Here is a 25,048-nt window from a genome sequence, read left to right as displayed (position 1 = left end):
CAATAGACGTCGTCCAACAGAATCATCTGAAAAACGATACGCATTACAGCGCCGCGCGTCTAACTAGACGCGCAAAGGTCGCTGTAACAATTTGATCCGCTGCATAATTTTTCCCCTAAATCGATTCCGATTTAAGGAGGTATGCAGCAGCATGCGAAGTGTTCGGGCGCGCCCACCTAACCCCAGGCTGTATCCACCGCGCCCATCATGGGTGGTGTCGCCGGCTTATTCCTCGGCTTCAGGTCCCTCGGTATCCGCTGCCGGATAGGTCTCGATCAGCGCCTGCACGATCTTGGCGCAGCCGGTCCCCTTCGACGACTTGATCATGATGACATCGCCGGGCGCGACGGCGGCCAGCGCATACGTCTTCAGGTCCTCGACGCTCTCCCGATAGATCACGGAGACCTCGGGCGGCAGCGCATCACGCAGATGCGCCATCAAAGGTCCGGCAAGCCAGACATCGGTGATACCGGCTTCGACGAGCGGACGGGCGAGTGCGGCATGCACCTCGACGGCGTGTTCGCCCATTTCCAGCATGTCGCCGAGCACGGCGATGCGGCGGCCGCCGACCGGCGGTTCGCTGTCGCGCAGGAGCGCGATCGCCGCCCGCATCGAGCTCGGATTGGCATTGTAGCTCTCGTCGATCACCTTCAGCGTGCCGGTGCCGATCACTAGCGTATGGCGTCGCCCCCTGCCCGTTTCCGCCTGCATGGTCGCAAGGGCCGAAGCCGCATAGTCGAGATCGCCGCCGGCAAGCTTCACCGCTGCCAGAACGGCCACCGCGTTCTCGGCAATGTGCCGTCCGGGCGCGCCGATCGCCACTTCCAGCGTCCGACCACCGATGCCGGCCCAAAGAATGGAGCCTTCCGGACCGCCACTGAATTCGACCAGGCGGAATTCGGCCTTGGGATTGGCGCCGAAGGAATGGATGTGGCTGACGCCGGCCGTAGCCGCGGCATTTTCCAGAAGCTTGTATTGAGGGCTGTCGTGAATGATCAGCGCATGGCCGCCATTGACGACACCTTCGAAGATCTCGGCCTTGGCCTCGGCGATCTCATCGAGGCTCTTGAAGTTGCCGAGGTGGGCGGCGGCGATGCTCGTCACCATGGCCACGTGCGGCCGTACCATGGCAGTCAACGGCCGGATCTCGCCCGGATGGTTCATGCCGATCTCGAAGATGCCGAAGTCGGTTGCCTCGGGCATGCGTGCGAGCGTCAACGGCACGCCCCAGTGATTGTTGAAGGATGCGACCGAAGCATGCACGCGGCCCTGGGGCTTAAGCACATGGCGCAGCATCTCCTTGGTCGTCGTCTTGCCCACCGAACCGGTGACGGCGATGATCTTGGCGGCGCTGCGGTCGCGCGCCGCGCAACCCAGCCGGATCATCGCTTCGAGCACGTCGTCGACGACGATCATCGGCGCGTTGAGGCGTCCGAGCGCCGGCAACTTGCCTTCGCTGACGACCAGCACCGCCGCGCCATTGGCGAGCGCAATGCCGGCATAGTCGTGGCCATCGACGCGATCGCCCTTGATCGCGAAGAAAGCTTCGCCCTTGCCGATCGAACGGCTATCGATCGAAATACCCGAGATGCCCTCGGGCAGGTTGCCAACCGGCCGGCCGTTCATCGCGGCCAGGAGATCGCTGCTTGTCCAGAGCCAGTTCAAATCACAAGCCTCCCAATGCCTTGCGGACCTCCGCATGATCCGAGAAGGGCAGCGTCACGGAGCCGATCGTCTGACCCTCCTCGTGTCCCTTCCCGGCAACGATCAGCGTGTCGCCGGTCTTCAGCATGCCGACCGCCGTGCGGATCGCCTGGGCGCGGTCGCCGATCTCGATCGCGCCCTTGGCAGCAGTCATGATTTCGGCGCGGATCACCTCGGGGATCTCCGAACGCGGATTGTCGTCGGTCACGATCGTCACATCGGCAAGCCTTGTCGCGATCTCGCCCATGATCGGGCGCTTGCCCTTGTCGCGGTCGCCGCCGCAGCCGAAGACCACGACGACGCGGCCGGTCGTGAACGGACGCACCGAGGCCAGCACATTTTCCAGCGCATCCGGCTTGTGGGCATAGTCGACATAGGCGAGCGCGCCGTCCTTGGTCTGGCCGACCAGTTCGAGGCGGCCGGAGGCGCCCTGCAGCTTTTCAAGCGCGGAGAAGGCGGCCTTGGGGCTGATGCCGGTCGACATGGCGAGACCCGCCGCGACCAGCGCGTTCGCCACCTGGAAATCGCCGGCGAGCGGAATGTGGATTTCGAAGATGTCGTCGCCGACATGCACTTCGGCCGATTGCTTGTGGCGGAAGTGCTCGACGCGCTTCAGTGAAATGTAGTCGCCCTTGCGGCCGACCGTGCGTACTTCGAGCTTCGCCTTGCGGGCAGCCGCGATCGCCTGCTCCGACCATTGGTCGTCGGCAAAGATCACCGCCGGCGCACCCTTCGGCAGCAGGGCATTGAACAGCCGCATCTTGGAGGCCATGTAGTGCTCGACCGTCGGATGATAGTCCATGTGGTCGCGGCCGAGATTGGTGAAGGCGGCAGCCGAAAGGCGAACGCCGTCGAGGCGGCTCTGGTCGAGGCCATGGCTGGAGGCTTCCATCGCCGCATGGGTGACGCCGGCTTCGGCAAGCTCGGCCAAGAGCTTGTGCAGCGACACCGGGTCGGGCGTCGTCAGCGAACCGTAATCGTTGCGGCCGGGAGCGACGACACCTGTCGTGCCGATCATCGCGGCCGCGAAGCCCGAATGCGCCCAGATCTGGCGGGTGAAGGAGGCGACCGAGGTCTTGCCGGCGGTGCCGGTCACGGCGACCATGGTTTCCGGCTGGCGGCCATAGAAGGCGGCAGCGGCGCGCGCCAGGAAAGCGCGCGGTTCAGAGAGCTTCAGGACCGGCGCCGACGAGGCATCGGCGTCCGAGCCCGCTTCGGTGACGACGGCGACCGCGCCGCGCTTCAGCGCGTCGGCAATATAGGTGCTGCCATTGGCCTTGCTGCCGGTAACTGCGACGAAGAGATCCCCTGGCTGAACCTGCCGACTATCGGCCGTCAGTCCGGCAACGTCGATATCGGCGGCAGCGCCGCCCAGTTGCGCCGAAAGTTCCGGGAAGTTCGATCCCGCCAGGTCTTTGATCTTCATGAACGCACGTCTCGCATCGATTTCGATCCGCAAGAATCGCGAATCGTCCGCTTTCTCATTTCATGTCTAATAAGACACAAGCAAGGCAGAACCGTCTTCTCCAAACTTTGGTTCGACACCGAGCAGCGGCGCGGAGCGGCTGATGATGTCGCGAACCATGGGAGCAGCGTTCGAGCCTGCCGTGCGCCCGCCGCCCTCGCCGGTCTTCGGCGCGTCGATGAAGGTCAGCACGATGTATTTCGGGTTGTCGATCGGGAAGGCCGCGAGGAAGGCGTTGAAGTTCTGGTCGCTGGCATAGCGGCCATTGACCACCTTGTCGGCCGTACCGGTCTTGCCACCGACGTTGAAGCCCGGCACCAGCGCACGCTTGCCCGAGCCGGCAATGCCGTTCCAGCGCAAGAGGAAGCGCATGTCGTCGCTAGTGCTCTTCTTGACCACCGGCGTGGCGACTGCGTTGGCCTGCTCCTCGGTGCGCGGCAGGAAGGTCGGCTCGATCAGCTTGCCGCCGTTGACGAGTGCAGCACCCGCAACCGCCGTCTGCAGCGGCGTCGTCGAGACGCCGTGGCCGAAGGAGATCGTGACCGAGTTGATCTTCTTCCATTCGCGCGGCTGCGTCGGGGTTTTCACCTCCGGCAGCTCGGTCGGCAGCTTCGAAAGCAGACCGATGCGGGTCAGGAATTCCTTGTGGCCGGGAATGCCGATGAGGTCAGCGATCTTGGCCGTGCCGATGTTCGACGAATACTGGAAGATTTCAGGCACGGTCAGCACGCGGCGCTTGCCGTGGAAGTCCTTGATGGTGAAGCCGCCGATGCGGATCGGCGCCGAGGCGTCGAAGCTGTCGTTGAGCGTCACCTTGCCGGAATCCAGCCCCATGGCGATGGTGAAGGTCTTGAAGGTGGAGCCCATTTCGAACGTGCCGTTCGACATGCGGTTCATCCAGCCCTCTTCCGCACCTTCGGCCGGCTTGTTCGGGTCGTAGTCGGGAACGGACGCCATCGCCAGAACTTCGCCGGTGTTGACGTCGAGCACGACGGCGCCGGCGGCCAGCGCCTGATAGTTCTTCATACCGGCGTCGATAACGTCGCGCACGATGTTCTGCACGCGCACGTCGATCGAGAGCTTCACCGGCTCGAGCTTGGCGTCGCTGGTCATGCCGATCGCGGCAAGGTCGGCGAGCCCCTGGCTGTCGATGTAGCGCTCCATGCCGGCAACGCCGCGGTTGTCGATGTTGACGTGGCCGAGAATATGCGCGGCGGTGTGGCCGCCGGGATAGAAGCGGCGTTTTTCCGGACGGAAGCCGACGCCGGGAATGCCGAGCGCCAGGATCTCGCTCTGCTGCTTCGGGGTCAACTGGCGGCGCAGCCACTGGAAGCGCGATTTCGACTTCAGCTTGTTGTAGATTTCGCGCGCATTGATATCAGGCAGAACCGTCGACAGGCGCTCGACTGCCTCGTCGGCATCGACGATCTTGTGCGGCTCGGCATAGAGCGAAACGGTGCGGATGTCGGTCGCGAGGATCTCGCCGTTGCGGTCGAGAATGTCTGGACGCGAGGCCATCAGGTTGTCGGCCCGGCCGATGCTGGAAACCGTTTCCGGCTGCGCCATGCCGTATTGCACCAGGCGCCCGCCGATGACGGCATAGACGATGCCGAAGCTCGCGATCACGATGGCGACGCGGTTCTTCGCCTGATTGGTGGTCTTCTTGCGCGTCCCTTGAAAAGTGACGTTGAGGCCGCTTTCGGCCGGCCGGTTGTTGCCGCCTGCCGAGAAATGCGCCTTGCTCTTCAATACCATGATGCGGGAGAGAAACGACATCAGCGCGCCACCGAGCCAGTTGCCATGTTATCGGTCTTGTTGATGATCGAGGCGATACCGTCCTTCGCCGACTTGTCTTCCGGCACCGGCAGATCCGCCTTCAGCATCGGCAGTTCCTGCGGCTGGGCGAGCTGTGTGGAAGGCGTCGGCGCAAGCTGCAGGTCGGCACCGAAGGTACCGACCAGACGCTCCAGCCGGTTCGGCTGCGTCAAGAGCGCCCAGTCGGCGCGAAGCAGATCGATCGTGTCCTCTTCAAGCTTGATCGCCACGTCGAGCTTGCGGACTTCCTCAAGCTTGTTTTCGGCGCGATGCTTGATCGTATAGGTCACCGTCGCGGCGGCCGTCATGACGACGATCAGAACGATATCGAGCGTTCGAAGCATGTCTTGTCAGCCCCCCAACCGTGCAAGGCTTGCCAGTTCCGGCAGATTGAAAATGGATAGATCGTTTCCCGGCGACGCGGCTTGCGTGCGGATGCCGGCGCGCAGCTTCGCAGAGCGGGCACGCGGATTGAGGGACGCTTCTTCCTCGCTGGCTGCCACCATGGGCTTGCCAACCGGCGTGAAGGTTGCCGCGCGCGCCGAAACCATCGGCAGATGGCGCGAACCGCTCGCCTTGCCGGAGCGATCCTGGAAGAAGGCCTTGACGATGCGGTCTTCGAGCGAATGGAAGGTGACAACGACAAGACGGCCGCCTGGCTTCAGCGCCTTTTCGGCGGCAAACAGCGCTTGAGCGAGCTCGCCGAGTTCGTCGTTGACGAAAACGCGCAGCGCCTGGAAGACGCGGGTCGCCGGATGGATCTTGTCTTTTGCCTTGCGCGGCGTCACCACCTCGATCAGGCCCGCAAGGTCGCGGGTCGTCTCGAAGGGCTGCTCGGCCCGGCGCTTCTCGATTGCGCGGGCAATGCGGCCCGCCTGCTTCTCTTCGCCGAGAAAACCGAAGATGCGGATGAGATCGGAGACCTTGGCACGGTTGACGACATCGGCGGCCGAAACGCCCGAGGCCGACATGCGCATGTCGAGCGGCCCCTTCTTCTGGAAGGAGAAGCCGCGCTCTGCCTCATCGATCTGCATCGAGGAAACGCCGATATCGAGCACGACGCCGTCCAGCCCCTCGGCCGGCGCATAGGCGGCAAGTTCGGAGAACTGCGAATGAATAAGCTTCAGCCGTCCGCCCCACTCGGCGACCTGCTTCTCGCCGGCGGCAATCGCCGTCGGGTCGCGGTCGAGCGCGATGACGTCGGCGCCGGCCTTGAGGATTGCGGAGCTGTAGCCGCCCGCACCGAAGGTGCCATCGAGGATGACCTTGCCGGGCGCAGGCTCGAGCGCCGCGAGAACCTCCGACAGGAGGACGGGAATGTGACGAACCGGTCCGCCTTCGGCTTCAGGAATACCTCCGCCTTGTTCCGTCACCATTCCGCCTCTCCATTCTAGTCTGGACGCAACCCCCGTGATTTGCGCCCTTCCCGGGCCACCGCCTGCGCCTTGACAAAGGCCTGCGGCTCCCAGAGCTGAAAATAATCGCCCCGCCCGACGAACATCACGTCGGTCGAGATTCCGGTGAAGTCGCGGATGAAATCCGTCACCATCAACCGGCCTTCCGGATCGAGCTTCACGAAGACGCCACCCCCATGAACGAGCAGCGACATCTCGTTGGCCTCCGAGGAAAACGGATCCTCGGCCGCCATCTGCTTCTCGAACCGATCCAGGAGCTCCGGCCCGCCGACGCTGATCGCCGGGAAGACGAAATCCTGAAAACAGTATAGCTCCCGGACGCCCCCATCCGACAGCACGGAACGAAACGCCGAGGGAACGGAAACCCGCCCCTTCGCATCGATCCGATTGGCAGCATGTGACAAGAAGCGGTTCATAACGCGAAACGGCCGCCCAAGACTGACGGGCCACAATCATCGACCCGCGAGAACACGTAACCGCACACACAAGACACCCCTGCCGGACACCGGAATGTCCGCCTACCCTCCGAAGCCGGAAGGCACTGGATTCTTGCGATGTTGGGCCGCGAAGCAGCCCCTGCGCAGTGCCATTATGGGATATCATGGGACCATATGGGCGTCAATGGGAATGGGCTCGTAAACAGCCGTCGGGCTGATCAAATATTGATAGGTTGTTAAGTTTAACGAAGGGTTACGAAGAGACCCCCACCGTCCGGGAATGCGACAGCGGAACGGCTTCAAATCGTTGGAAAATCAGAATGTGAGAAAGAGCGCAGTTATGCCTCCGGCACGGGGCGAAAAAACAGCTCACCGAGACGGGCCGGTTCATTTCCAAACGGACACGCATGGAAAATGCGGGCCAGATCAAGCCGGCGCGAAGCAGCCGAAACGCATGATTTGCCTGTCGGCCGACCTGATGTTGCGGGCGTCGGCAACGTCGACGCCTTACCCCGGCAGACGCCGACCCTCGGGTCCGCTTCGAAAGAGAATTCGAGACGGCTCTGTGCCGGACAAAACAAAGGAGAAATCGCCAGTTGGCCTGTAAGCCGGGTTCTGTATGGCCCCGCAGCCCGAAGGCAACGGAACGTGGCAGCCATTCATCTGGGACTGCGCTTGCACGCAGCCTCTTGCAACCCACCCGGATGACTGGCCCGGAAACAGGCTGGACGCTTGCGCGCCCGCGTCATCCCTATTCGGTCTTGCTCCCGGTGGGGTTTGCCGTGCCGTCCATGTCGCCATGTCCGCGGTGGGCTCTTACCCCACCCTTTCACCCTTACTCCGCCAAGCGGAGCGGTTTGCTTTCTGTGGCACTTTCCCTGAGGTCGCCCTCGCCGGACGTTATCCGGCACCGTACTTCCGTGGAGCCCGGACTTTCCTCCCCCCGCGGCCTTTCGGCACTTGCGGAGAGCGGCTGCCCGGCCAACTGGCACGCGCTCCTTAAACCAGCCCGCCGCAGCGCGCCAGAAAAAACGGCAGGGTTTTTCAGCTGCCAACAGGGCAGATCGGAGCAAGGCGGTCCTGGCGCACCCGATCTAGCGAAACGCGACGGAGAAATCCGCATCGTAGTCGGGCTCGTCGATCCGGCCGTTGAGCACGAGGACCGCGCCGAGCCGACCGATCTCGTCGGAGCTCTTCGCCGCCTGGCCGTTGCCGCCGGTGACGACGGCGATACGGCTCCCCTCGGCAAAGCCGATATAGGGCAGCCCGTGGCGGGTGAACGAGGTGACGCAGGGCGAAAAGTGGGTGGAGACCGGCTGGAAGCCGGGCATCACCTCGGCCAGCAGCCCGCGCAGATGCTCCGCCGTTGTCGCGCTGCCCGGCCCGCGGAACCATTGCCGCACCGCCGCTTCGCCCTCGAGGATCCTGTCGGTCGGATCGCCGCCGATCTTGATGTGATGCTTGCCGTCCGCATAGCCGACCGGTGGCAGCAGGTAGTAGCTTTTCTCCTGCTCCGGCGCCGCGCCGATCAGCGACGGCATGCGCTCGAAACCAGACAGATCGCTGCTTGCCACCTCGGCAAAGAATACGGTTCGCGCCTTAACGGTGAGATCGATCGGCCGCGGCAGGAGTGCTGCGGAAATCGAGAACCCGCCGGCGGCAACGATCACCCGGCCTGCCACGAAACGCTTTCCGTCGACGGTCGCGACAACCACACGGTCGCGCTCCTCCGCCACGGTCACAACCTCGCTGCGCACGATCCGGGCTCCCGCCTTCTCGGCGCATACCGTCTGCGCCGCGACCAGCGCCCGCGGGTTGATGTAGCCGGCCCCGCGCCTCTCGTGAACGCCAGCGGTGCCATCGGGGAAACGGAACCAGGGAAAACGCTGCGACAGCGCCTCGCCATCGTAGAGCGGCGCCTCGACGCCAAGCGCGTCGCGCGCTTTCTCGACCTGTTCGATATAGTCGTAGGAAGATCCGGGCGCCGGCCCGGCGATCAGGCAGCCGACTTCGTGGTAGAAGCCGATGCCGCTTTCGTCTTCGATTTCGCCGTAACGCTCGATCGAGCGTCTGGCGAGCCGCGCCCACACTGGATCGTCATCGATCGTGCGGGTGATGCGGGCATTGTCGTAGTGGCTCGAAAAGACGCCGGTATGATTGGCCCAGTCCGTCGGCTCATCAGGTCCGATCAGCGCGACCTTGGCTCCCGAAAGCGCCAGGTGGCGGGCGGCCGCAGCACCCATCATGCCCTTGCCGACGACAATGAAATCAAAGCTTTCCGACATGCCGGTCCTCGTCCCTTTTGCTCAAGGGAGATAGCATGCCTGCGCCTGTATGACACGATGGTTGTAGGGTTTTTCCCTGTGCGCCGGAACGCGAGACCTGTCCGGCTAGAGCATCCGCCATCGCCGGATATGGCTGGCGGATGAAGCTCTTCGTTGACTGCATGTTTCCATTGATCGTAGCCGGTTAACGGACAAAAACATGCAGAAAATCAAAGTGCTACAGCGACCTTTGCGCGTCTGATAAGACGCGCGGCGCTTTCGCCAAGCGAAAGAACGCGCCGGCGCTCGTCATGCAATCGATCAGTCGATGATGTTCTGCACCTTGCCGCAGTAGCGCTTGGAAACCGGGTTCATGCGCTTGGCGCCGTGGCCGGCATTGTACTTGAGAACCGTGCCGCACGTCGTACCGCCGGACAGCTCATGCGCCATGGCGAGGTACTTCATGCCGAATTTGATGTTGGTTTCCGGATCGTAGAGACCCTTGGAGGAACCGGAATAGCCCATCATGCGAGCGGTAGCAGGCTTGATCTGCATCAGGCCGATTTCGCCGGCGCTGCCGCGTGCCTTGGGATTGAAATTGCTTTCGACCTTGACGATCGCATGCGCCAGATCGACCGGAACGCCGTATTGCTTGGCGTAGGACTTGATCAGACCCGTGTACTGGACGTTCGAGACGAGATCCGGCTTGGGATAGCCTGTGGTCCGGGTGACGGACTGGATGGATGAGGTCTTGATGGTCTTATCGACATTCCCCGCATACGACGTACCCATCCCGGCGAAGAACATGCCAAGGCATGCCGCCACCGCAGCAACAGACGATATTCTCATTTAGTTTGAATTCTCCGGCCTGGGGAATGGACCGAAGCGCACCCCGCTTCGAACCTCACTTCCCGATCGTTTCATTCACAGGAAGTGAGCGTTGCGCCCTGATACCCCTGCAGTTCCAATGGGGCCGGAAATGAATGCCGCATCATGGTAAACATGTGGCAAAGCTAAAAAAACATGCCAAGAATATCTGCAGAAGTGCCGTTTTGACGAAAAAATCTTCCGCGTCAGGCGATGAATTGCGGCAGGCTGGAAAGCAGCCGGTGGAGCGTATCGAGGGTTGAGATGTCAGCGATGCCATCGACCCTTTGTTGTCGGAAGTGCCGCTGGAACGCCGCGACCGAGCCCTCGGTCTTTTCACAGAATTCGCCAGTTACATCAATGCCATAACCGTAGAGCGACAGCATCGACTGGATGGCCTCCACCGGCTGGCCCTGGTCGCCGCGCTGGAAAAAGCGTCCGCCGCCGATCGGGGCCGGTTCCACCCAGTGCCCGACCCCTTCGCGATGAAGAATGTGCCAGGGAAATTTTTCTCCCGGATCGACCTTGCGAATGGGGGCGATATCGCTGTGTGCGAGCACTCTCTCGGGCGCGATCGACCAGCGGTCGCCGCAGTCCCGACACAATTCCACAACTGCCGCGATCTGTTTTTCCGGAAAGTCCGGCAGACCGCCCGGGTGACCCGGGTTGGCGATCTCTATTCCGATCGAACAGGAATTGATATCGGTCTCGCCCTTCCAATAGCTCTTGCCGGCATGCCAGGCGCGGCGCGCCTCCGGCACGAGTTGATCGACGCGCCCATCCTCGTGGACGAAGTAATGGCTGGAGACCTGGCTTTCCTCGCGGCAAAGCCATTCGAGCGCCGAAGCGCCCGTCGGCATGCCGGTATAATGCAGAACGATCATATCCGGGGCGCGCTGGTCGACGCGGTCGCCGAAATTGGGCGACGGCATGAAGCGTGCACCCGGATAGTCGCAGTATTTGGAGGTCATGCGGCTCGGCGTTCTTTCTCGATCGCCTCATAGGCGGCATTCAGTGCCGCCATGCGATCATTGGCGATCGCGTGGAATTCGTGCGGTACGCCGCGCGCAACCAGCATGTCCGGATGGTTCTCCGAAACGAGTACCCGGTAGCGCCTGCGGATATCGGCGAAGTCATCCTTACGCGAAACACCGAGCACCTGATAGGGGTCGCGGCCGTCACCATGGACATGACGGGCCATGATGCGCTCGAAATGTCCCTCGTCCATGCCGAAGATGTCTGCCACGCGCAGCAGGAAGGCGAGCTCGCGCTCATGCACTGCGCCATCCGACTTGGCGATGTGGAACAGGCCGTCGACGATATCCTCGAGGATCGGGCAATTCTTTTCGCAGGACGAACACAGCGACGCCATCTTCTCCGCATAGGCCTCGTAACCGGCGACGTCCTGGCGCGCCAGGTTATAGAGACGCGCGACGTTCTGCGCCTGATCCGGCGGAAACTGGAAGATGTCGCGGAAGGCGTCGACCTCGGCCTCGGTCACGATGCCGTCGGCCTTGGCCATCTTGGCCGAAAGCGCGATCATGGCGACGGAGAAGGCCACCTTGCGCCGTGTTTCCGGATCGCCCTCGAACAGGGTGCGCACGGCCTCGACCACGCCGGCAAGCGCATTGCCGGTGGCGATAACGATCTTGAGGAGGCTGTCCCAAAATGACATGCGAGGTTCCCTGTCTCTCCACTCTATAGCATGGACCGATGTGGTGGCAAATCGCAAGCGGTGGACGGCCCGGACCACAAGGATGACGAATTTGTGATGGCCCCTCACTATTGTCAATCCATCGATTGGAACTTGCGACAGTCAGCCGATGGAAAGCTGTTCCCGTGGGAACAGCCTTTCAATAAAAAAGAGATGTCATCGCCGCCCGAAAAGGCAGCAATTCCACCGTTCGCAACAGCCAGCCTGCGCGCCCGCGGGCAGCGCGCCCTGCGACAATCCGCGCGCACCTGCCCTGCCCGTCATTCCGGCGCTCAATGGCTCCTTGCGGCAGCAGCTCGACACAACATCCACAGACCCGTCATTTAATTTCCATCCGATTTGCGTTATGGAGGCCCCACCCATCGCATGCCAAAGTCCCGAGGAGGAAACATGGCCAAGAAAAAAGTCGCAATGCTGACGGCCGGCGGGCTCGCGCCCTGTCTGTCATCTGCCGTTGGGGGGCTGATCGAGCGCTACACGGACGTCGCGCCCGAATATGAGCTGGTCGCCTATCGCTCCGGCTACCAGGGCGTGCTCTTAGGCGACCGCATCGAGATCACCCGCGACATGCGCGAGAAGGCGCATCTCCTGCACCGCCATGGCGGCTCGCCGATCGGCAACAGCCGCGTCAAGCTCACCAATGCGGCCGACTGCGTCAAGCGCGGCCTCGTCAAGGATGGCGAGAACCCGCTGCGCATCGCCGCAGAGCGGCTTGCCAATGACGGCATCTCGATCCTCCACACGATCGGTGGCGACGACACCAACACGACCGCGGCCGACCTTGCCGCCTATCTCGGCGCCAACGGCTACAACCTGACCGTGGTCGGCCTGCCGAAGACCGTCGACAACGACGTCGTGCCGATCCGCCAGACGCTTGGCGCCTGGACGGCCGCCGAATACGGTGCCCGCTTCTTTGACAATGTCAGCAACGAGCAGAGCGCCGCACCACGCACGCTCGTCGTCCATGAGGTCATGGGCCGCCATTGCGGCTGGCTGACCGCGGCCACCGCCCGCTCCTATATCCAGACGATCGACGACAAGGAGTTCGTCGACGGTTTCATGATGAACCGCCAGATGAAGAACATCGACGGTCTCTACCTGCCGGAGATGAAGTTCGATCTGCAGGGCGAAGCCGATCGCCTGCGTAAGATCATGGACCGCACCGGCTTCGTGACGCTGTTCGTCAGTGAAGGCGCATGCCTCGACGCGATCGTCACTGAGCGGGAAGCGGCCGGCGAAACGATCAAGCGCGATGCCTTCGGCCACGTGAAGATCGACACGATCAATGTCGGCAACTGGTTCTCGAAGCAGTTCGCAGCACTGCTCGGCGCCGAGCGCGCGATGGTGCAGAAGTCCGGCTACTACGCCCGCTCCGCACCGGCCAACGGCGACGACCTGCGCCTGATCCAGAGCATGGTCGACCTCGCCGTCGAAAGCGCGCTCAACAAGGTCTCCGGCGTCACCGGTCACGACGAGGACCAGGGCGGCAAGCTGCGCACGATCGAGTTCCCGCGCATCAAGGGCGGCAAGCAGTTCGACACCTCGGTCAAGTGGTTCGGCGACGTGATGGACGTCATCGGCCAAAAGTGGCAGGCGCAGAAGCACTGACCATGCGAACCCCGGCGGGTGCGTATGCCGCCCGCCGACAACGCCTGATTTAAAAGATTGACGGCTCCGCGTTTCCATGGCTGGCTCGGCCAATTCATTGCCGAGATCTAGTTAAACGCGGAGCTTTTTCATGTCCTTTGAACATTGGTTTGCCTTTGCCGCAGCCTCTGCCGTGCTGCTCGCCATTCCCGGCCCCACCATTCTTCTCGTCATTTCCTATGCGCTCGGCCACGGCCGCAAGACGGCAGGCGCCACCGTCGCCGGCGTCGCGCTCGGCGACTTCACCGCGATGACCGCCTCCATGCTCGGCCTCGGTGCGCTGCTGGCGACCTCGGCGGCGATCTTCACCGTGCTGAAATGGGTGGGAGCGGCCTATCTCATCTGGCTCGGCATCAAACTCTGGCGCACGCCGGTCGCAACCGGCGGCGATGCCGACGTCGAAACCACCCCCACCGAGCGCCCGCTGCGTATCTTCTTTCACACCTATGCGGTCACCGCGCTCAATCCGAAGAGCATCGTCTTCTTCGTCGCCTTCCTGCCGCAGTTCCTCGACCTTGGTCAGCCGCTCTTTACCCAGATGGCGATTTTCGAGCTCACTTTCCTGACGCTCGCGATCGTCAATGCCAGCCTCTACGCGGCCCTTGCGACCGCGGCGCGCAGCACGATCTCGCGGCCTAATATTCGCCGCATCGTCAACCGCGCCGGCGGCTCCATGCTCATCGGCGCGGGGCTTCTGACGGCAACGATGAAGCGCGCCTCGGCGTGAAATCGTCGCCCGTGCTTGCCGCCGCCAGCCTCATAGGTTAATGGAGATTCACTCTTGGCGGCTGGCAACCGCTGATTTGCAGGGGCTACGGGGCCCAGAAGCACGAAAGTGACAGAATGGCGAAGTACCGTATTTCCCTTACCAAACAGACGTTTGGCGTGGCAGCTATACTGTCGGCGACCATCGTCTCGGGATGCTCAACGGTAGAGCACACGTCGCTCGAAGAACTGACGGCCGTGCAGACGGTCACCCCCCTTGCAAAGCCCGGAACTGAAATGACGGCCTACGCGCTGCCCACGCCTGATGGTGTGGCCACCGCAACGAGCGCTGCGCTTATGGCACAGACGGCAGCCCAGGCATCGGGCATCGCGGTCACCTATCCGGTCGCGGCTGACCTGGCACAAGGCGCCGAAGCCGCCCCCTCGATGGTCGCGGTCCCCGCCGCCAAGCCGGGCGACTCCATGGCGCTTGCCATGGTCGCTCCGACAACGCAAACGAATGCGACCGCTGCCATAGCCGCCGCCGGAACCCCGCTGTCGGGCGACGCGACGCAGCTGGCGGAAGCAGCCGCTTCGCCCGCCGCGACCAAGACGGCCCGCGTCCAGGATCTTCCGGTTTCGACGCTCGCAGTTGCCGCCGCGATGGAATCGGACTTCGACACCGGCGAGCCCGTCGGTCTCGAAACGCTGGTCGCCAACCGCATGATCGTGCCGACCGAGCGTCCGAAGACCGGTGTCATCGGCTCGACGGTCGCAGCCGTTGCCAGCGTCATTCCGGATTCGATGAAGCTCACCAAGGCGCCGACCAGCTCGCGTCCCGACCTCGACAAGCTGATCAAGTATTATGCCGATCTGAACGACATTCCGGTCGAGCTGGTTCACCGCGTCGTCAAGCGCGAGAGCAACTACAATCCGCGCGCCTACAGCAAGGGCAATTACGGCCTGATGCAGATCCGCTACAACACCGCCAAGGGCCTCGGCTATGACGGTCCGGCGGAAGGCCTGTTCGACGCCGAAACCAACCTCAAATACGCGACGAAGTATCTGCACGGCGCCTGGATGGTGGCCGACAACAAGCACGACGGCGCGGTCAAGCTCTATGCCAGCGGCTACTACTACCACGCCAAGCGCAAGGGCCTGCTCGAAGAACTCGGCATGAAGTGAGCGAAGCCCGCTTACTGATATTCGAACCGTTTTATGAGGCGCTCAATCGAGCGCCTCTATTATTTTGGCATTGAGCTTCTGTACGTCGTAGCCGAGCCTCGAAGGCGTGAGCCCCAGCCGGACCACCGCGAGCTTCAGCGAAGGCACCAGCATGATCGCCTGGCCGTCATGGCCGAGCATCCAGAAGGCGTCCGCCGGGAAACTGCCGGAACCGGCGCGCACGCCGTTTTCTTCCAGCCACACCTGGCCCTGGCCGTATTTGCCGCCTGAAGCCTTGGCCGGTGCGCGCATGAAGGCGACGTAGTCCTTCGGCAGCATCGCCCTCCCCTTCCAGACGCCATCCTGCAGCAGGAACTGCGCGAAGCGCGCCCAGTCCTGCGCGGTGGCATACATATAGGACGAGCCGACGAAGGTGCCGCTCGCATCGGTTTCGAGCACGGCGCTGCTCATGCCCAAGGGCGCAAACAGGGCGTCATGCGGGAAGGCAAGTGCCGCCGCCGGATCCTCGAAGGTCCGCATCCAGATGCGCGACAGCAACGTGCTCGTGCCGCTGGAATAGCTGAACGTCGCGCCGGGATCGGACGTCAGCGGCTTGGTGGCCGCATAACCCGCCATGTCCTTCTCAAGATAGAGCATGCGCGTCACGTCGGTGACGTCGCCATAGTTCTCGTTGAATTCGAGACCGCTCTGCATGCCCATCAGATCGGCAAGCGTGATGCTGGCCCGTTCGTCGCTCGCCCACTCCGGCAGGAGCCCGGCACGCGCCACTTCCATTCGGCCCTCGGCCACACGCAGTCCGATCAGCGCCGCCGTGACCGATTTCGTCATCGACCAGCCGAGCAACGGCGTCGAGCGGTCAAAGCCCCGACCATAGCTCTCGGCGACCAGGCGGCCATCGCGAATGACGGCAATCGCCCGCGCGCCCGGACCGGCGAGATCGGCATCTTCGATAAGTCTCTGCAGGGCGGGATCGATCGCGGCTCCCTCGCCTTCCGGCCAAGGCGCTTCGGAAGCCGGCGCCGCCACAGCCGCCGCGGTCGTGATCGGCGGCAGGCTCGTTCCGCCGCCATCCGGCAGGCTCGTGCATCCTGCGCCCGGCCGGTAGGCGGCGTAGCCCGCCGCTGCAAAGCCGAGGATCCGTGCGGTCACCATCTGTTTTTCCGGTTCGACGGCAACCTTCACCAGCTTCAGCAAGGGGTGTCCCGGCGCCTGGACATCATCGGCCAGCACCGACTGGGCATCGCGTCGCGCAATGAAGACATTGGAGCAGACGATCTTCGCGGCGTACCCATCGCCGACCTTGAGCAATTCCGGCGGCGCGAGCGCGAGCCAACCGAACAGCGCGACGACACCCAACACCAGCGCCGCACCTGATATCCTCAACATGCGTCTCATGCGTTCCCTCCGGCCGTCTCAAATATCCTTGGAGTCTTGCCGACCAAGGACAGAAAGATGCAGCAATTCAAACAGCGGTGGTACTGGTCCGATGGGACGCGCGGTCGCTGTCGAGTTGCAGAGAGAACCAGCATTTCGCCGACAGGAAAAGCCCGCAGACTGCAAGTTTCCAATTTCTGGGGAATGGGGACCCTGGAGTGCTGGTCCCGCGGCGTTAGGCCGAGCGTCGCAAATCCGCCGCTTCGCCTGTCTCAGGCAATGCCGCCACATCCGTGAGCGCTGGCGATATCCACGGACCGCGGACTTCCGCGGCGCCGCTTGCCTGCGCGCAATCCATCTCGCTTTGCTTTTCGATGCCGCGCACGGCGATCGGCAGGCGCAGTACCTGGCCGGTCTTGATGAGGCAGGCGAGCAGCGCAACGCTGCGCTCGCTGCCGTGGGTCGCCCGGATGGCGGTAAGATCGATGGTCACCTGGTCGGGCTGCAGTTCGGCAATCAGGTTCAAGGGCAAGGATGAACCGGCGCCGCCGCCAAGCACAATCCGCACACCAAGCGCGCGCAACCCCTGGAGATTTTCGGAAATCAGGGCGAGATCTTCGGTCGAAAAGTCCCCGGTGATCTCGATCGTCAGGCGTCCCGGCGGCAAGCTCGCCTCGGCGAGGCATTGCCTGACCTGCGCAACAAAGTCTCGATCCTTGAGTTGCGGGGCGAAGGGGGCGACCGTCAGTCCGGTCGGCGAAGCCCAGCGGGCAGCCTCCGTGCAGGCCGTCTGAAGTGTCCAATAGCCAAGCGAAAGCGCACTCGTGCTCTGCTCAGACGGCTCTATGAAGGCTTCCGCGCCGATGACGCCGCGAAGCGGGTGCCGCCAGCGCAGCAGCGCCTCGAAAGCGCGGATGGCTCCGCTTGCCGTCCCGGCAATCGGCAGGAATTCGAGGAAGAATTCGTCGTCCTCGAGCCCGCGTGCCACATCGCGCTCGGCCTCCGCCCGCTGCCGGGCGGCGTGGGTCAGCGTTTCCGAGTGGAAGGCGTGGCTGTTGCCGCTCATCGCCTTCGCCTCGTAGAGCGCCAGGTCCGCACGCTTCAGCACGTCGCCCGTCGCCGTATCGCTTCGCTCGACGAAGGCGATGCCGATGCTGCAGCCGGATGCGACCCGTGCATCGCCAAGATCGAACGGCGCTTCGAACAATGCCTTTACCCGCATTGCGAGTATTTCCGCCTCAGCCTGCGATGAAGCATCGGCCGCTGCAAGCACGAACTCGTCGCCGCCGAGCCGGTAGACGGTTGCCTCCCCGGAAAAGGCGCGCCTCAGCCGGGCACCGAAGAGTGCAAGCAGCCGGTCGCCGGCATCGTGACCCATCGTATCGTTGATCGCCTTGAACCGGTCGAGATCAAGTAGGAGCAGGGCATTGCGCTCGAAGGCCGGCCCTTCGGCACAAAGCGCCTGACGAATGTCCGCTTCCAGCGCCGCGCGATTTGCGAGACCTGTGAGCTTGTCGCGGTGGACCTCGTGGCGCAAGCGCCGCTCGGCGCGGCGCGCTGCATGCAACTCGTGTTCGAGGCGGCGCGAGTAACGCCAGCGATAGAAGGACCCGCCGAGGAGGAACGGCATGGCGCCAGCCGCAAGCATTGTCGGAACATCCCAATTCGATTGTTTTGCGAGCACGGTTTCCGTCGCCAGCCACGCCGCGGAAACCAGAGCCCCCAAAGCCGCGCCGGCAACCGCAAATCGCTGCTCGGGCTTCGGCAGAAACGTTCTTAACATCATGTCGACGCCCCCGAATATGAGCCGGTGCTAGCACGCCAGGGTTTAATGATTTCTTATGGGTGAAAAATAGTATGGCGGCCGTTCGAGCGCGCTCTGGGGGCTGTGGAAACCTCGTCATCAAAGTGTAGCGGAGTCACTTTAGAAGCGGCTAAGTTTCAACTGGATGACCGGCAGAGATGACCGAACTAGCCCCCGACGTCGGCTTTGGCAGAAAAAATCCGAAGCTGAAAAACGCCCTGCTCCAGCACAAGACCTTTTCCCTTGCCGGCCTCTCGGAGCGTCTCTTCGGCCTGCTTTTTTCCGGTCTTGTCTACCCGCAGATCTGGGAAGATCCGATCGTTGACATGGAAGCGATGCAACTCGGCCCGGAGCACCGGATCGTCACCATCGGCTCCGGCGGCTGCAATATGCTGACCTATCTGTCGGCCGGCCCGCGCAAGATCGACGTCGTCGACCTCAACCCGCACCACATCGCGCTGAACCGCCTCAAGCTCGCGGCCTTTCGCCACCTGCCGAGCCACAAGGATGTCACGCGTTTCCTGGCGACCCAGGGCACGGCCACCAACGTCCAGGCCTTCGACCTCTTCATTGCGCCGAAGCTCGACACCGCGACGCGCAGCTACTGGAACGGCCGCGACCTGACCGGCCGCCGCCGCATCGGCGTCTTCGGCCGCAACATCTATCGCACCGGCCTGCTCGGCCGCTTCATTGCCGCAAGCCACCTGCTCGCCCGTCTACACGGCGTCAACCCGGAAGAATTCGTCCAGGCCGGCTCGATGCGCGAGCAGCGGCAATTCTTCGACGAGCGCCTGGCACCGCTTTTCGATCGCCCCGTCATCCGCTGGATTACCGGCCGCAAGAGCTCGCTATTCGGGCTTGGCATCCCGCCGCAGCAGTTCGACGAGCTGGCAAGCCTCAGCAGCGAGAAGTCGCTCGCCGCCGTGCTGCGCCATCGGCTTGAAAAGCTCACCTGTCACTTTCCGCTGCGGGAAAACTACTTCGCCTGGCAGGCCTTTGGGCGCCGCTATCCGCTGCCGCACGAAGGCGAGCTACCGCCCTACCTCAATGCCCGCGCCTACGAGGCGATCCGCAACAATGCCGAGCGTGTCGAGGTCCACCACGCAAGCTACACCGAGCTCCTGGCGAGCAAGCCGGCGGCTTCCGTCGACCGCTACATCCTGCTCGATGCCCAGGACTGGATGACCGACCAGCAGCTCAACGATCTCTGGACCGAGATCACCCGCACGGCCGATACCGGCGCGATCGTCATCTTCCGCACGGCGGCAGAAGACAGCATCCTGCCCGGCCGTGTCTCCTCGGCCCTGCTCGACCAGTGGCACTACGATGCCGAAGCATCGGTCAAGCTCGGCGCCGAAGACCGCTCCGCCATCTATGGTGGTTTCCACATCTATCGGAAGAAGGCTTGAGCCGATGCGTGAGGCCGGGATTTCGCACGCGCGGCGCATGGACCACATGTACCGCTACCAGCGGCATTTCTACGATCTGACGCGGAAGTACTATCTCTTCGGCCGCGACACGCTGATCCGGGAGATGAACCCGGCCCCCGGTGCCTCTGTGCTCGAAGTCGGCTGCGGCACCGGGCGCAATCTGGCGCTGATCGGCCGCTGCTTCCCTTCGGCCCGTCTCTTCGGCCTGGACATTTCCTCGGAAATGCTGACCTCCGCCGATGCAAAGCTCAACCGTAGCGGCAAGCGCCGTGCCGAACTTCAGGTCGCCGACGCCACGGATTTCGACCCCGCCATCTTCGGCGAGCGCGGCTTCGATCGCATCGTCATCTCCTATTCGCTGTCGATGATCCCCGATTGGCAGAAGGCGATCGAAGCGGCCATCGCCGCGCTCAATCCAGGCGGCTCGCTGCACATCGCCGATTTCGGCCAGCAGGAGCGCCTGCCGGCGAGCTTCCGCCGCGCGCTGCACGGCTGGCTCGATCGCTTCCATGTCACGCCACGCGCAAACCTCTTCGAGGTTCTGCGCGAGAAGGCGAGAGTAAACGGCGCCGATCTCGAACGCCGCGCGATCGGTCGCGGCTACGCCTGGCTTGCGGTCTATCACCGCCCGGCCGTCGCAATCGCCGCCTGAAACCGGGAACCCGTCGCGCGGTCGGCAGGGATCGCCCCTATCTCACGTCGCCCGAGAGCACCGAAATCACCAAGGGGATTTCGCGTTGGAGTAGAAATCGGCGAACTCCCGCCCACCTGCAATTCCCGCTTGAGCTAACCCAATTTTTACGATGATATGGTGAAGATGAGGTTCACGCCTCGCGGGGGAAATCACCGATATGAAAGCCATCGTGTGAGGCAGGATCGTCGCTCGTCTCTAGACAGGTACCTCATGCGCCGGCTTCTTCTGGCTCTACTGCCCATTGCCACCCTCCTTTCCGCCTGTTCGTCGACCGATTACGACCTGATGCAGACGGCATCGATCCCGCCGCGCTTCCAGGATACGGACCCGCAGAACTTCGGCGACCGCACCCCGCAGCACCACAACATCCACGGCATCGACGTCTCCAAATGGAATGGCGATATCGACTGGATGAAGGTGAAGAATTCGGGCGTCTCCTTCGCCTTCATCAAGGCGACCGAAGGCAAGGACAGGGTCGACACGCGCTTCAACGAATATTGGCAGCGGGCGCGTGCCGCCGGCATCCCCTACGCGCCCTATCACTTCTACTATTTCTGCTCGACCGCCGACGATCAGGCCGACTGGTTCATAGCCAATGTGCCGAAAAGCGCGGTCTATCTGCCTCCGGTGCTCGACGTCGAATGGAACGGCGAATCGAAGACCTGCCGCCACCGCCCGACGCCAGGCGAAGTCCGCGCCGAGATGAAGCACTTCATGGATCGCCTCGAAGCCCATTACGGCAAACGCCCGATCATCTACACCTCGGTCGACTTCCACCGGGACAATCTCGTCGACCAGTTCAAGGACTATCACTTCTGGGTGCGCTCGACCGCCAAGCACCCGAAAGACGTCTATGTCGAGCGCCGCTGGGCCTTCTGGCAGTACACCAGCACCGGCGTTATCCCGGGCATCGACGGCAGTACCGATATCAATGCCTTCGCCGGCTCGGCGAAAAACTGGAAGAACTGGGTCGCAGCAGTCTCACAGCCGAAGTAAGACCGGCATTCTTGCCGGCAACCGCGGCAAGGCACCCCATTTTCTTCTTTCGGTCATAATGCTCTGGAAGAGCAAAGGCAGATTTACAGCGCCCGCACATCTCCAAGGACGCGCAAAGGTCGCTGTAACATTTTTGAACCGCTGCATGATTTGTCCCTAAATCGGTGACGATTTAAGGCGTTATGCAGGTCATCCAGCAATTTGCTGCCCGTGGTGGTGTCTCCCGCACCCCGCGGCCAAAGAAAGGAATTATGATGATCCGGACTACCCGGCACGCCCTGGCCTCCGTCGCCCTCCTGGCGCTTACCGCCTCCACCGCCTTCGCCCAGACCGCGCCCCAGACGGGCACGCAGAGCGCCGCTCCGGCTGCTGCCTGCGGCGGCGACCTCGGCGCGTTTCTTCAGGGCGTGAAGGCCGAAGCTGTCGCCAAGGGTGTTCCGGCCGATGTCGCCGATCGTGCGCTCGCAGGCGCCGTGATCGACCAGAAGGTGCTGAGCCGCGACCGCACCCAGGGCGTCTTCAAGCAGACCTTCACCGAGTTCTCCAAGCGCACGGTCAGCAAGTCGCGCCTCGATATCGGCCAGCAGAAGATGAAGGAATATGCCGACGTCTTCGCCCGCGCCGAGAAGGAATTCGGCGTGCCGGCCCCCGTCATCACCGCCTTCTGGGCGATGGAAACCGACTTTGGTGCCGTGCAGGGCGACTTCAACACCCGCAATGCTTTGGTGACGCTCTCGCACGACTGCCGCCGCCCGGAAATGTTCCGACCGCAGCTGATCGCGGCCATCGAGATGGTCCAGCACGGCGATCTTGACCCGGCAACGACCACCGGCGCCTGGGCCGGCGAGATCGGCCAGGTGCAGATGCTGCCGGAAGACATTATCGCCTATGGCGTCGATGGCGACGGCGATGGCCACGTCAACCTGAAAAAGAGCTCGCCTGACGCGATCCTGACCGCGGCCAAGTTCATCCAGAGCCTCGGCTTCAAGGCTGGCCAGCCCTGGATCCAGGAAGTCAGCGTTCCCGAAGAACTCCCCTGGGAAAAGACCGGCCTGCAGACGGGCATGAAGGCTTCGGACTGGTTCGCGCTCGGCGTCAGCCCACGCGACGGCAACACCGCCAACGGCAATCTCGAAGCCTCGCTGGTGCTGCCGCAGGGCCGCAAGGGTGTGGCCTTCCTGACCTACCCGAACTTCAACGTCTATCTCGAGTGGAACCAGTCGTTCATCTACACGACCTCGGCCGCCTACTTCGCAACCCGCCTCGCCGGCGCGCCGACCTATGAAGGCGGCAACCCGGAACCGGGCCTCGACGATGTCGCCATGAAGGCGCTGCAAACCAAGCTCCAGACGCTCGGCCACGACGTCGGCAAGGTCGACGGCATCCTCGGCTCCGGCACCCGCGCCGCACTCCAGAAGGAGCAGCTCCGCCTCGGACGTCCCGCCGACGGCTGGGCCACGTTGGAACTCTTGAACGCGCTCTAGAGCAATTCCAGGAAAAGTGTGAAACGGTTTTCCGTCCGGAATTGCGCAATTTCAAACAGTTGGAGCAATTCGCCGTTTCAATGAAACAGTGAAATGCTCTAAAGCCTGTCGCGCAAAAGTGCGCAGCGGTTTTGCGACAACGACATGCGAAATATCAAGAACTTAAAGCGCACGGAGCAAATCTGAAAAATCGCGACGCGCTTTAGGTGAACCTCGGGCCACCGATGTGGCTCGTGCGCAGGATGCATCACCCCGGGGATCGGAACCGATCTCCGGGGTTTCTTGTATCTGCGGTCCAGGCGCCACGACCGCAGATGGGACCGCCCATGCCCGAACGCCCCCTTGCTCACGAATACGACAAGAACCGGGTGGTCCCGGCGAAGGCGCCGGGCTATGAAATAATCGTCAGATCGCAACCGGTCCGGGAATGTCGGGCGCAGCTTTTGCGCCACGATCACGATTCTCCGCCTGGGCGAGGCTGACGGACGATGCAATCAGCACGGACAGGCACACCCATGAATGCGCGAGCCACAGTCGACGGCCATCAGATGAGCGTCAGAACCTGGGCGCTGCTCGCCCTGCTCGGTCTCATCTGGGGCGGGTCCTTCTTCTTCGCCCGCGTGGCCGTTGCCCATGTGCCGCCATTCACGCTGGTGGTGCTGCGTCTGGGCCTGGCGGCACTTGCGCTGCATCTCTATATCCGCGGCCGCTTCGGCATGTATCAGGCACTTTCCGGACGCTGGCGTGAATTTGCGCTGATGGGACTGATCAACAACGCCATTCCGCACGCCTTCATTTTCCTCGGCCAGACCCAGATCGGCGCCGGCCTGGCGGCGATCCTCAACGCCACGACGCCGGTCTGGACCGTCATTATCGCCAACATGGCGACCGAGGACGAGAAGCTGAGTTCTGCCAAGATCGCCGGCTGCCTGCTCGGCCTTGCCGGTACCGTGGTGCTGATCGGGCCGAGTGCGGTTGCCGGCCTGTTCGGTACGACGAGCGGCGTTCCGCTCTGGGCGCTCGTCCTTCCGGTGCTGGCCGCCGTCAGCTATGGCCTTGCGGCAACCTACGGCAAGCGCTTCCGAAATCTTGCACCGCCGGTGACGGCCGCCGGCCAGCTCACCGCTTCGACGCTGATGATGCTGCCCGTTGCGGCCTTCACGGATGCGCCCTGGACCTTGCCGATGCCGCCAATGGAAGCAACGCTTGCCATCCTCGGCCTCGCGCTCGTCTCGACCGCCTATGGATACATTCTCTTTTTCCGGATCATGGCGGAGGCCGGCGCCACCAACGCTTCGCTCGTCACCCTGCTGGTACCGCCAAGCGCGATCCTGCTCGGCTATCTCTTCCTCGGCGAAACCCTGCAGCCGGCCGATGTCGGCGGAATGGCGCTGATCGCCCTTGGGCTCGCCGTGCTCGACGGCCGCATTCTGCGGCTCAAACGTGCCGTCTGAACGGGGAATCGAACCGCCGAATTCGTGCCCTTCTGAAGCGCTCACGCACGGTTACAAACGTTTATATTAACCTTGCGGAAGCGATTGTGAAAAAAATGTGGCAGACTGAAAAAGATAAATATCTCAATATTATAGCCCTGTGAATAAGGCCGCTCCCCCTCACGGATTTCGCACTGCAGCACAAGTTTCGCTTTAACACATCGTGATTTCGCCCTATGTTTTAACGCGTTAACGCAGGGAGGGTCATCCATGGGCCTTACACATTCGCTGAATGTCCTCATGATCAGTGCAGCGTTCGTATTCGTGGCCACGATGCTCTTCATCTGATGAGCGGCTGCTGAGAGTCCAAACCGAATAGGGACTTAAATTTCCGGAAATCCATTTTGCAGCACCAAGCAAGCTAGACCGCCAAGAGAGCAAAGGGTCTAATCGCTGCGACAAACAAGAAAGCGCCTGAAGATCGATCTTCAGGCGCTTTCTTTTTGATGGCATATCCGCCCGGGAAATCGGGTTCGGATCTACAGCGCCGCGCGTCTTATCAGACGCGCAAAGGTCGCTGTAGCACTTTGAATTGCTGCATGTTTTTGTCCTTTA

Annotated in this window: 20 protein-coding genes and 1 other RNA gene; 8 read left to right on the top strand and 13 right to left on the bottom strand. The window is 62.8% G+C overall.

Annotated features, from left to right (window positions below; translation table 11 throughout):
• Positions 1–225: 225 nt before the first annotated feature.
• From AC3WWH_RS24410 to AC3WWH_RS24360, 11 genes are all read right to left on the bottom strand, one after another.
• Positions 226–1,665 carry a UDP-N-acetylmuramoylalanyl-D-glutamyl-2,6-diaminopimelate--D-alanyl-D-alanine ligase gene (locus tag AC3WWH_RS24410; protein WP_057253464.1) on the bottom strand — a complete coding sequence of 480 codons (1,440 nt, stop codon included), beginning with the start codon at positions 1,663–1,665 and terminating at the stop codon, positions 226–228.
• Position 1,666: 1 nt separating this feature from the next.
• Positions 1,667–3,130 carry a UDP-N-acetylmuramoyl-L-alanyl-D-glutamate--2,6-diaminopimelate ligase gene (locus tag AC3WWH_RS24405; RefSeq protein ID WP_058321311.1) on the bottom strand — a complete coding sequence of 488 codons (1,464 nt, stop codon included), beginning with the start codon at positions 3,128–3,130 and terminating at the stop codon, positions 1,667–1,669.
• A 66-nt stretch (positions 3,131–3,196) separates the two neighbouring features.
• Positions 3,197–4,945 (bottom strand): peptidoglycan D,D-transpeptidase FtsI family protein, encoded by a 1,749-nt coding sequence (locus AC3WWH_RS24400; protein WP_057253461.1) that lies wholly within the window; start codon positions 4,943–4,945, stop codon positions 3,197–3,199.
• Positions 4,945–5,328: a cell division protein FtsL gene (gene ftsL / locus AC3WWH_RS24395; protein ID WP_057253459.1), complete on the bottom strand. Its 384-nt coding sequence runs from the start codon at positions 5,326–5,328 to the stop codon at positions 4,945–4,947. Before ftsL ends, AC3WWH_RS24400 begins: the two co-directional genes overlap by 1 nt.
• A gap of 6 nt (positions 5,329–5,334) precedes the next feature.
• Entirely contained in the window at positions 5,335–6,360 is a 1,026-nt protein-coding gene (gene rsmH / locus AC3WWH_RS24390) for a 16S rRNA (cytosine(1402)-N(4))-methyltransferase RsmH (RefSeq protein ID WP_057253457.1), read from the bottom strand.
• Between the two features lie 14 nt (positions 6,361–6,374).
• Positions 6,375–6,815: a division/cell wall cluster transcriptional repressor MraZ gene (gene mraZ, locus AC3WWH_RS24385; protein WP_057253455.1), complete on the bottom strand. Its 441-nt coding sequence runs from the start codon at positions 6,813–6,815 to the stop codon at positions 6,375–6,377.
• A gap of 609 nt (positions 6,816–7,424) precedes the next feature.
• Positions 7,425–7,825: RNase P RNA component class A (gene rnpB / locus AC3WWH_RS24380), an RNA gene on the bottom strand.
• A gap of 105 nt (positions 7,826–7,930) precedes the next feature.
• Positions 7,931–9,121: an NAD(P)/FAD-dependent oxidoreductase gene (locus AC3WWH_RS24375; RefSeq protein WP_058321239.1), complete on the bottom strand. Its 1,191-nt coding sequence runs from the start codon at positions 9,119–9,121 to the stop codon at positions 7,931–7,933.
• 300 nt (positions 9,122–9,421) lie between these two features.
• Positions 9,422–9,949, bottom strand: coding sequence for a lytic transglycosylase domain-containing protein (locus tag AC3WWH_RS24370; protein ID WP_057253452.1), 528 nt, complete (start codon positions 9,947–9,949; stop codon positions 9,422–9,424).
• Between the two features lie 224 nt (positions 9,950–10,173).
• Positions 10,174–10,938, bottom strand: coding sequence for an N-acetylmuramoyl-L-alanine amidase (locus AC3WWH_RS24365; protein WP_057253450.1), 765 nt, complete (start codon positions 10,936–10,938; stop codon positions 10,174–10,176).
• Entirely contained in the window at positions 10,935–11,642 is a 708-nt protein-coding gene (locus tag AC3WWH_RS24360; protein ID WP_058321238.1) for a J domain-containing protein, read from the bottom strand. The genes AC3WWH_RS24365 and AC3WWH_RS24360 overlap by 4 nt, the downstream gene beginning before the upstream one ends.
• A gap of 429 nt (positions 11,643–12,071) precedes the next feature.
• On the opposite strand from AC3WWH_RS24360, the gene AC3WWH_RS24355 reads away from it, so the two are divergent.
• The 3 genes from AC3WWH_RS24355 (at position 12,072) to AC3WWH_RS24345 (ending at position 15,218) form a co-directional block, all read left to right on the top strand.
• Positions 12,072–13,289, top strand: a complete 1,218-nt coding sequence (locus AC3WWH_RS24355; RefSeq protein ID WP_057253446.1) for a pyrophosphate--fructose-6-phosphate 1-phosphotransferase — start codon at positions 12,072–12,074, stop codon at positions 13,287–13,289.
• 130 nt (positions 13,290–13,419) lie between these two features.
• On the top strand, positions 13,420–14,055 hold the full coding sequence (locus AC3WWH_RS24350; RefSeq protein WP_058321237.1) for a LysE family translocator: 636 nt from the start codon (positions 13,420–13,422) through the stop codon (positions 14,053–14,055).
• 116 nt (positions 14,056–14,171) lie between these two features.
• Positions 14,172–15,218, top strand: coding sequence for a lytic transglycosylase domain-containing protein (locus AC3WWH_RS24345; RefSeq protein ID WP_058321236.1), 1,047 nt, complete (start codon positions 14,172–14,174; stop codon positions 15,216–15,218).
• Between the two features lie 42 nt (positions 15,219–15,260).
• Here the strand turns inward: AC3WWH_RS24345 and AC3WWH_RS24340 are convergent, their stop codons facing one another.
• Positions 15,261–16,613: a serine hydrolase domain-containing protein gene (locus AC3WWH_RS24340; RefSeq protein ID WP_058321235.1), complete on the bottom strand. Its 1,353-nt coding sequence runs from the start codon at positions 16,611–16,613 to the stop codon at positions 15,261–15,263.
• 214 nt (positions 16,614–16,827) lie between these two features.
• Positions 16,828–18,378 (bottom strand): putative bifunctional diguanylate cyclase/phosphodiesterase, encoded by a 1,551-nt coding sequence (locus tag AC3WWH_RS24335; protein WP_082640702.1) that lies wholly within the window; start codon positions 18,376–18,378, stop codon positions 16,828–16,830.
• 176 nt (positions 18,379–18,554) lie between these two features.
• On the opposite strand from AC3WWH_RS24335, the gene AC3WWH_RS24330 reads away from it, so the two are divergent.
• The 5 genes from AC3WWH_RS24330 (at position 18,555) to AC3WWH_RS24310 (ending at position 24,454) form a co-directional block, all read left to right on the top strand.
• Entirely contained in the window at positions 18,555–19,805 is a 1,251-nt protein-coding gene (locus AC3WWH_RS24330; RefSeq protein ID WP_057253435.1) for a BtaA family protein, read from the top strand.
• A gap of 4 nt (positions 19,806–19,809) precedes the next feature.
• On the top strand, positions 19,810–20,478 hold the full coding sequence (locus AC3WWH_RS24325; protein ID WP_058321233.1) for a class I SAM-dependent methyltransferase: 669 nt from the start codon (positions 19,810–19,812) through the stop codon (positions 20,476–20,478).
• A 252-nt stretch (positions 20,479–20,730) separates the two neighbouring features.
• Positions 20,731–21,516 (top strand): glycoside hydrolase family 25 protein, encoded by a 786-nt coding sequence (locus AC3WWH_RS24320; protein WP_058321232.1) that lies wholly within the window; start codon positions 20,731–20,733, stop codon positions 21,514–21,516.
• A gap of 254 nt (positions 21,517–21,770) precedes the next feature.
• Positions 21,771–23,000, top strand: a complete 1,230-nt coding sequence (locus AC3WWH_RS24315; protein WP_057254376.1) for a lytic murein transglycosylase — start codon at positions 21,771–21,773, stop codon at positions 22,998–23,000.
• A gap of 515 nt (positions 23,001–23,515) precedes the next feature.
• Complete coding sequence (locus tag AC3WWH_RS24310; protein WP_058321864.1) at positions 23,516–24,454, top strand: DMT family transporter; 939 nt, start codon at positions 23,516–23,518, stop codon at positions 24,452–24,454.
• The last annotated feature ends 594 nt before the right edge of the window (positions 24,455–25,048 follow it).

The organism is Ensifer sp. EB106-03-01-XG145 (assembly GCF_058792075.1).
This window is presented reverse-complemented; position numbering and strand designations above follow the sequence as displayed.

What these genes read in the sequence shown, in the direction of transcription:
- AC3WWH_RS24335 (WP_082640702.1), bottom strand. Translation starts at nt 18,378, where the DNA reads ATGATGTTAAGAACGTTTCTGCCGAAGCCCGAGCAGCGATTTGCGGTT.
- AC3WWH_RS24375 (WP_058321239.1), bottom strand. Translation starts at nt 9,121, where the DNA reads ATGTCGGAAAGCTTTGATTTCATTGTCGTCGGCAAGGGCATGATGGGT.
- AC3WWH_RS24325 (WP_058321233.1), top strand. Translation starts at nt 19,810, where the DNA reads ATGCGTGAGGCCGGGATTTCGCACGCGCGGCGCATGGACCACATGTAC.
- AC3WWH_RS24315 (WP_057254376.1), top strand. Translation starts at nt 21,771, where the DNA reads ATGATCCGGACTACCCGGCACGCCCTGGCCTCCGTCGCCCTCCTGGCG.
- AC3WWH_RS24355 (WP_057253446.1), top strand. Translation starts at nt 12,072, where the DNA reads ATGGCCAAGAAAAAAGTCGCAATGCTGACGGCCGGCGGGCTCGCGCCC.
- AC3WWH_RS24405 (WP_058321311.1), bottom strand. Translation starts at nt 3,130, where the DNA reads ATGAAGATCAAAGACCTGGCGGGATCGAACTTCCCGGAACTTTCGGCG.
- AC3WWH_RS24350 (WP_058321237.1), top strand. Translation starts at nt 13,420, where the DNA reads ATGTCCTTTGAACATTGGTTTGCCTTTGCCGCAGCCTCTGCCGTGCTG.
- AC3WWH_RS24365 (WP_057253450.1), bottom strand. Translation starts at nt 10,938, where the DNA reads ATGACCTCCAAATACTGCGACTATCCGGGTGCACGCTTCATGCCGTCG.
- AC3WWH_RS24345 (WP_058321236.1), top strand. Translation starts at nt 14,172, where the DNA reads ATGGCGAAGTACCGTATTTCCCTTACCAAACAGACGTTTGGCGTGGCA.
- ftsL (WP_057253459.1), bottom strand. Translation starts at nt 5,328, where the DNA reads ATGCTTCGAACGCTCGATATCGTTCTGATCGTCGTCATGACGGCCGCC.
- AC3WWH_RS24360 (WP_058321238.1), bottom strand. Translation starts at nt 11,642, where the DNA reads ATGTCATTTTGGGACAGCCTCCTCAAGATCGTTATCGCCACCGGCAAT.
- AC3WWH_RS24340 (WP_058321235.1), bottom strand. Translation starts at nt 16,613, where the DNA reads ATGAGACGCATGTTGAGGATATCAGGTGCGGCGCTGGTGTTGGGTGTC.
- AC3WWH_RS24330 (WP_057253435.1), top strand. Translation starts at nt 18,555, where the DNA reads ATGACCGAACTAGCCCCCGACGTCGGCTTTGGCAGAAAAAATCCGAAG.
- AC3WWH_RS24400 (WP_057253461.1), bottom strand. Translation starts at nt 4,945, where the DNA reads ATGTCGTTTCTCTCCCGCATCATGGTATTGAAGAGCAAGGCGCATTTC.
- AC3WWH_RS24320 (WP_058321232.1), top strand. Translation starts at nt 20,731, where the DNA reads ATGCGCCGGCTTCTTCTGGCTCTACTGCCCATTGCCACCCTCCTTTCC.
- AC3WWH_RS24310 (WP_058321864.1), top strand. Translation starts at nt 23,516, where the DNA reads ATGAATGCGCGAGCCACAGTCGACGGCCATCAGATGAGCGTCAGAACC.
- mraZ (WP_057253455.1), bottom strand. Translation starts at nt 6,815, where the DNA reads ATGAACCGCTTCTTGTCACATGCTGCCAATCGGATCGATGCGAAGGGG.
- AC3WWH_RS24370 (WP_057253452.1), bottom strand. Translation starts at nt 9,949, where the DNA reads ATGAGAATATCGTCTGTTGCTGCGGTGGCGGCATGCCTTGGCATGTTC.
- rsmH (WP_057253457.1), bottom strand. Translation starts at nt 6,360, where the DNA reads ATGGTGACGGAACAAGGCGGAGGTATTCCTGAAGCCGAAGGCGGACCG.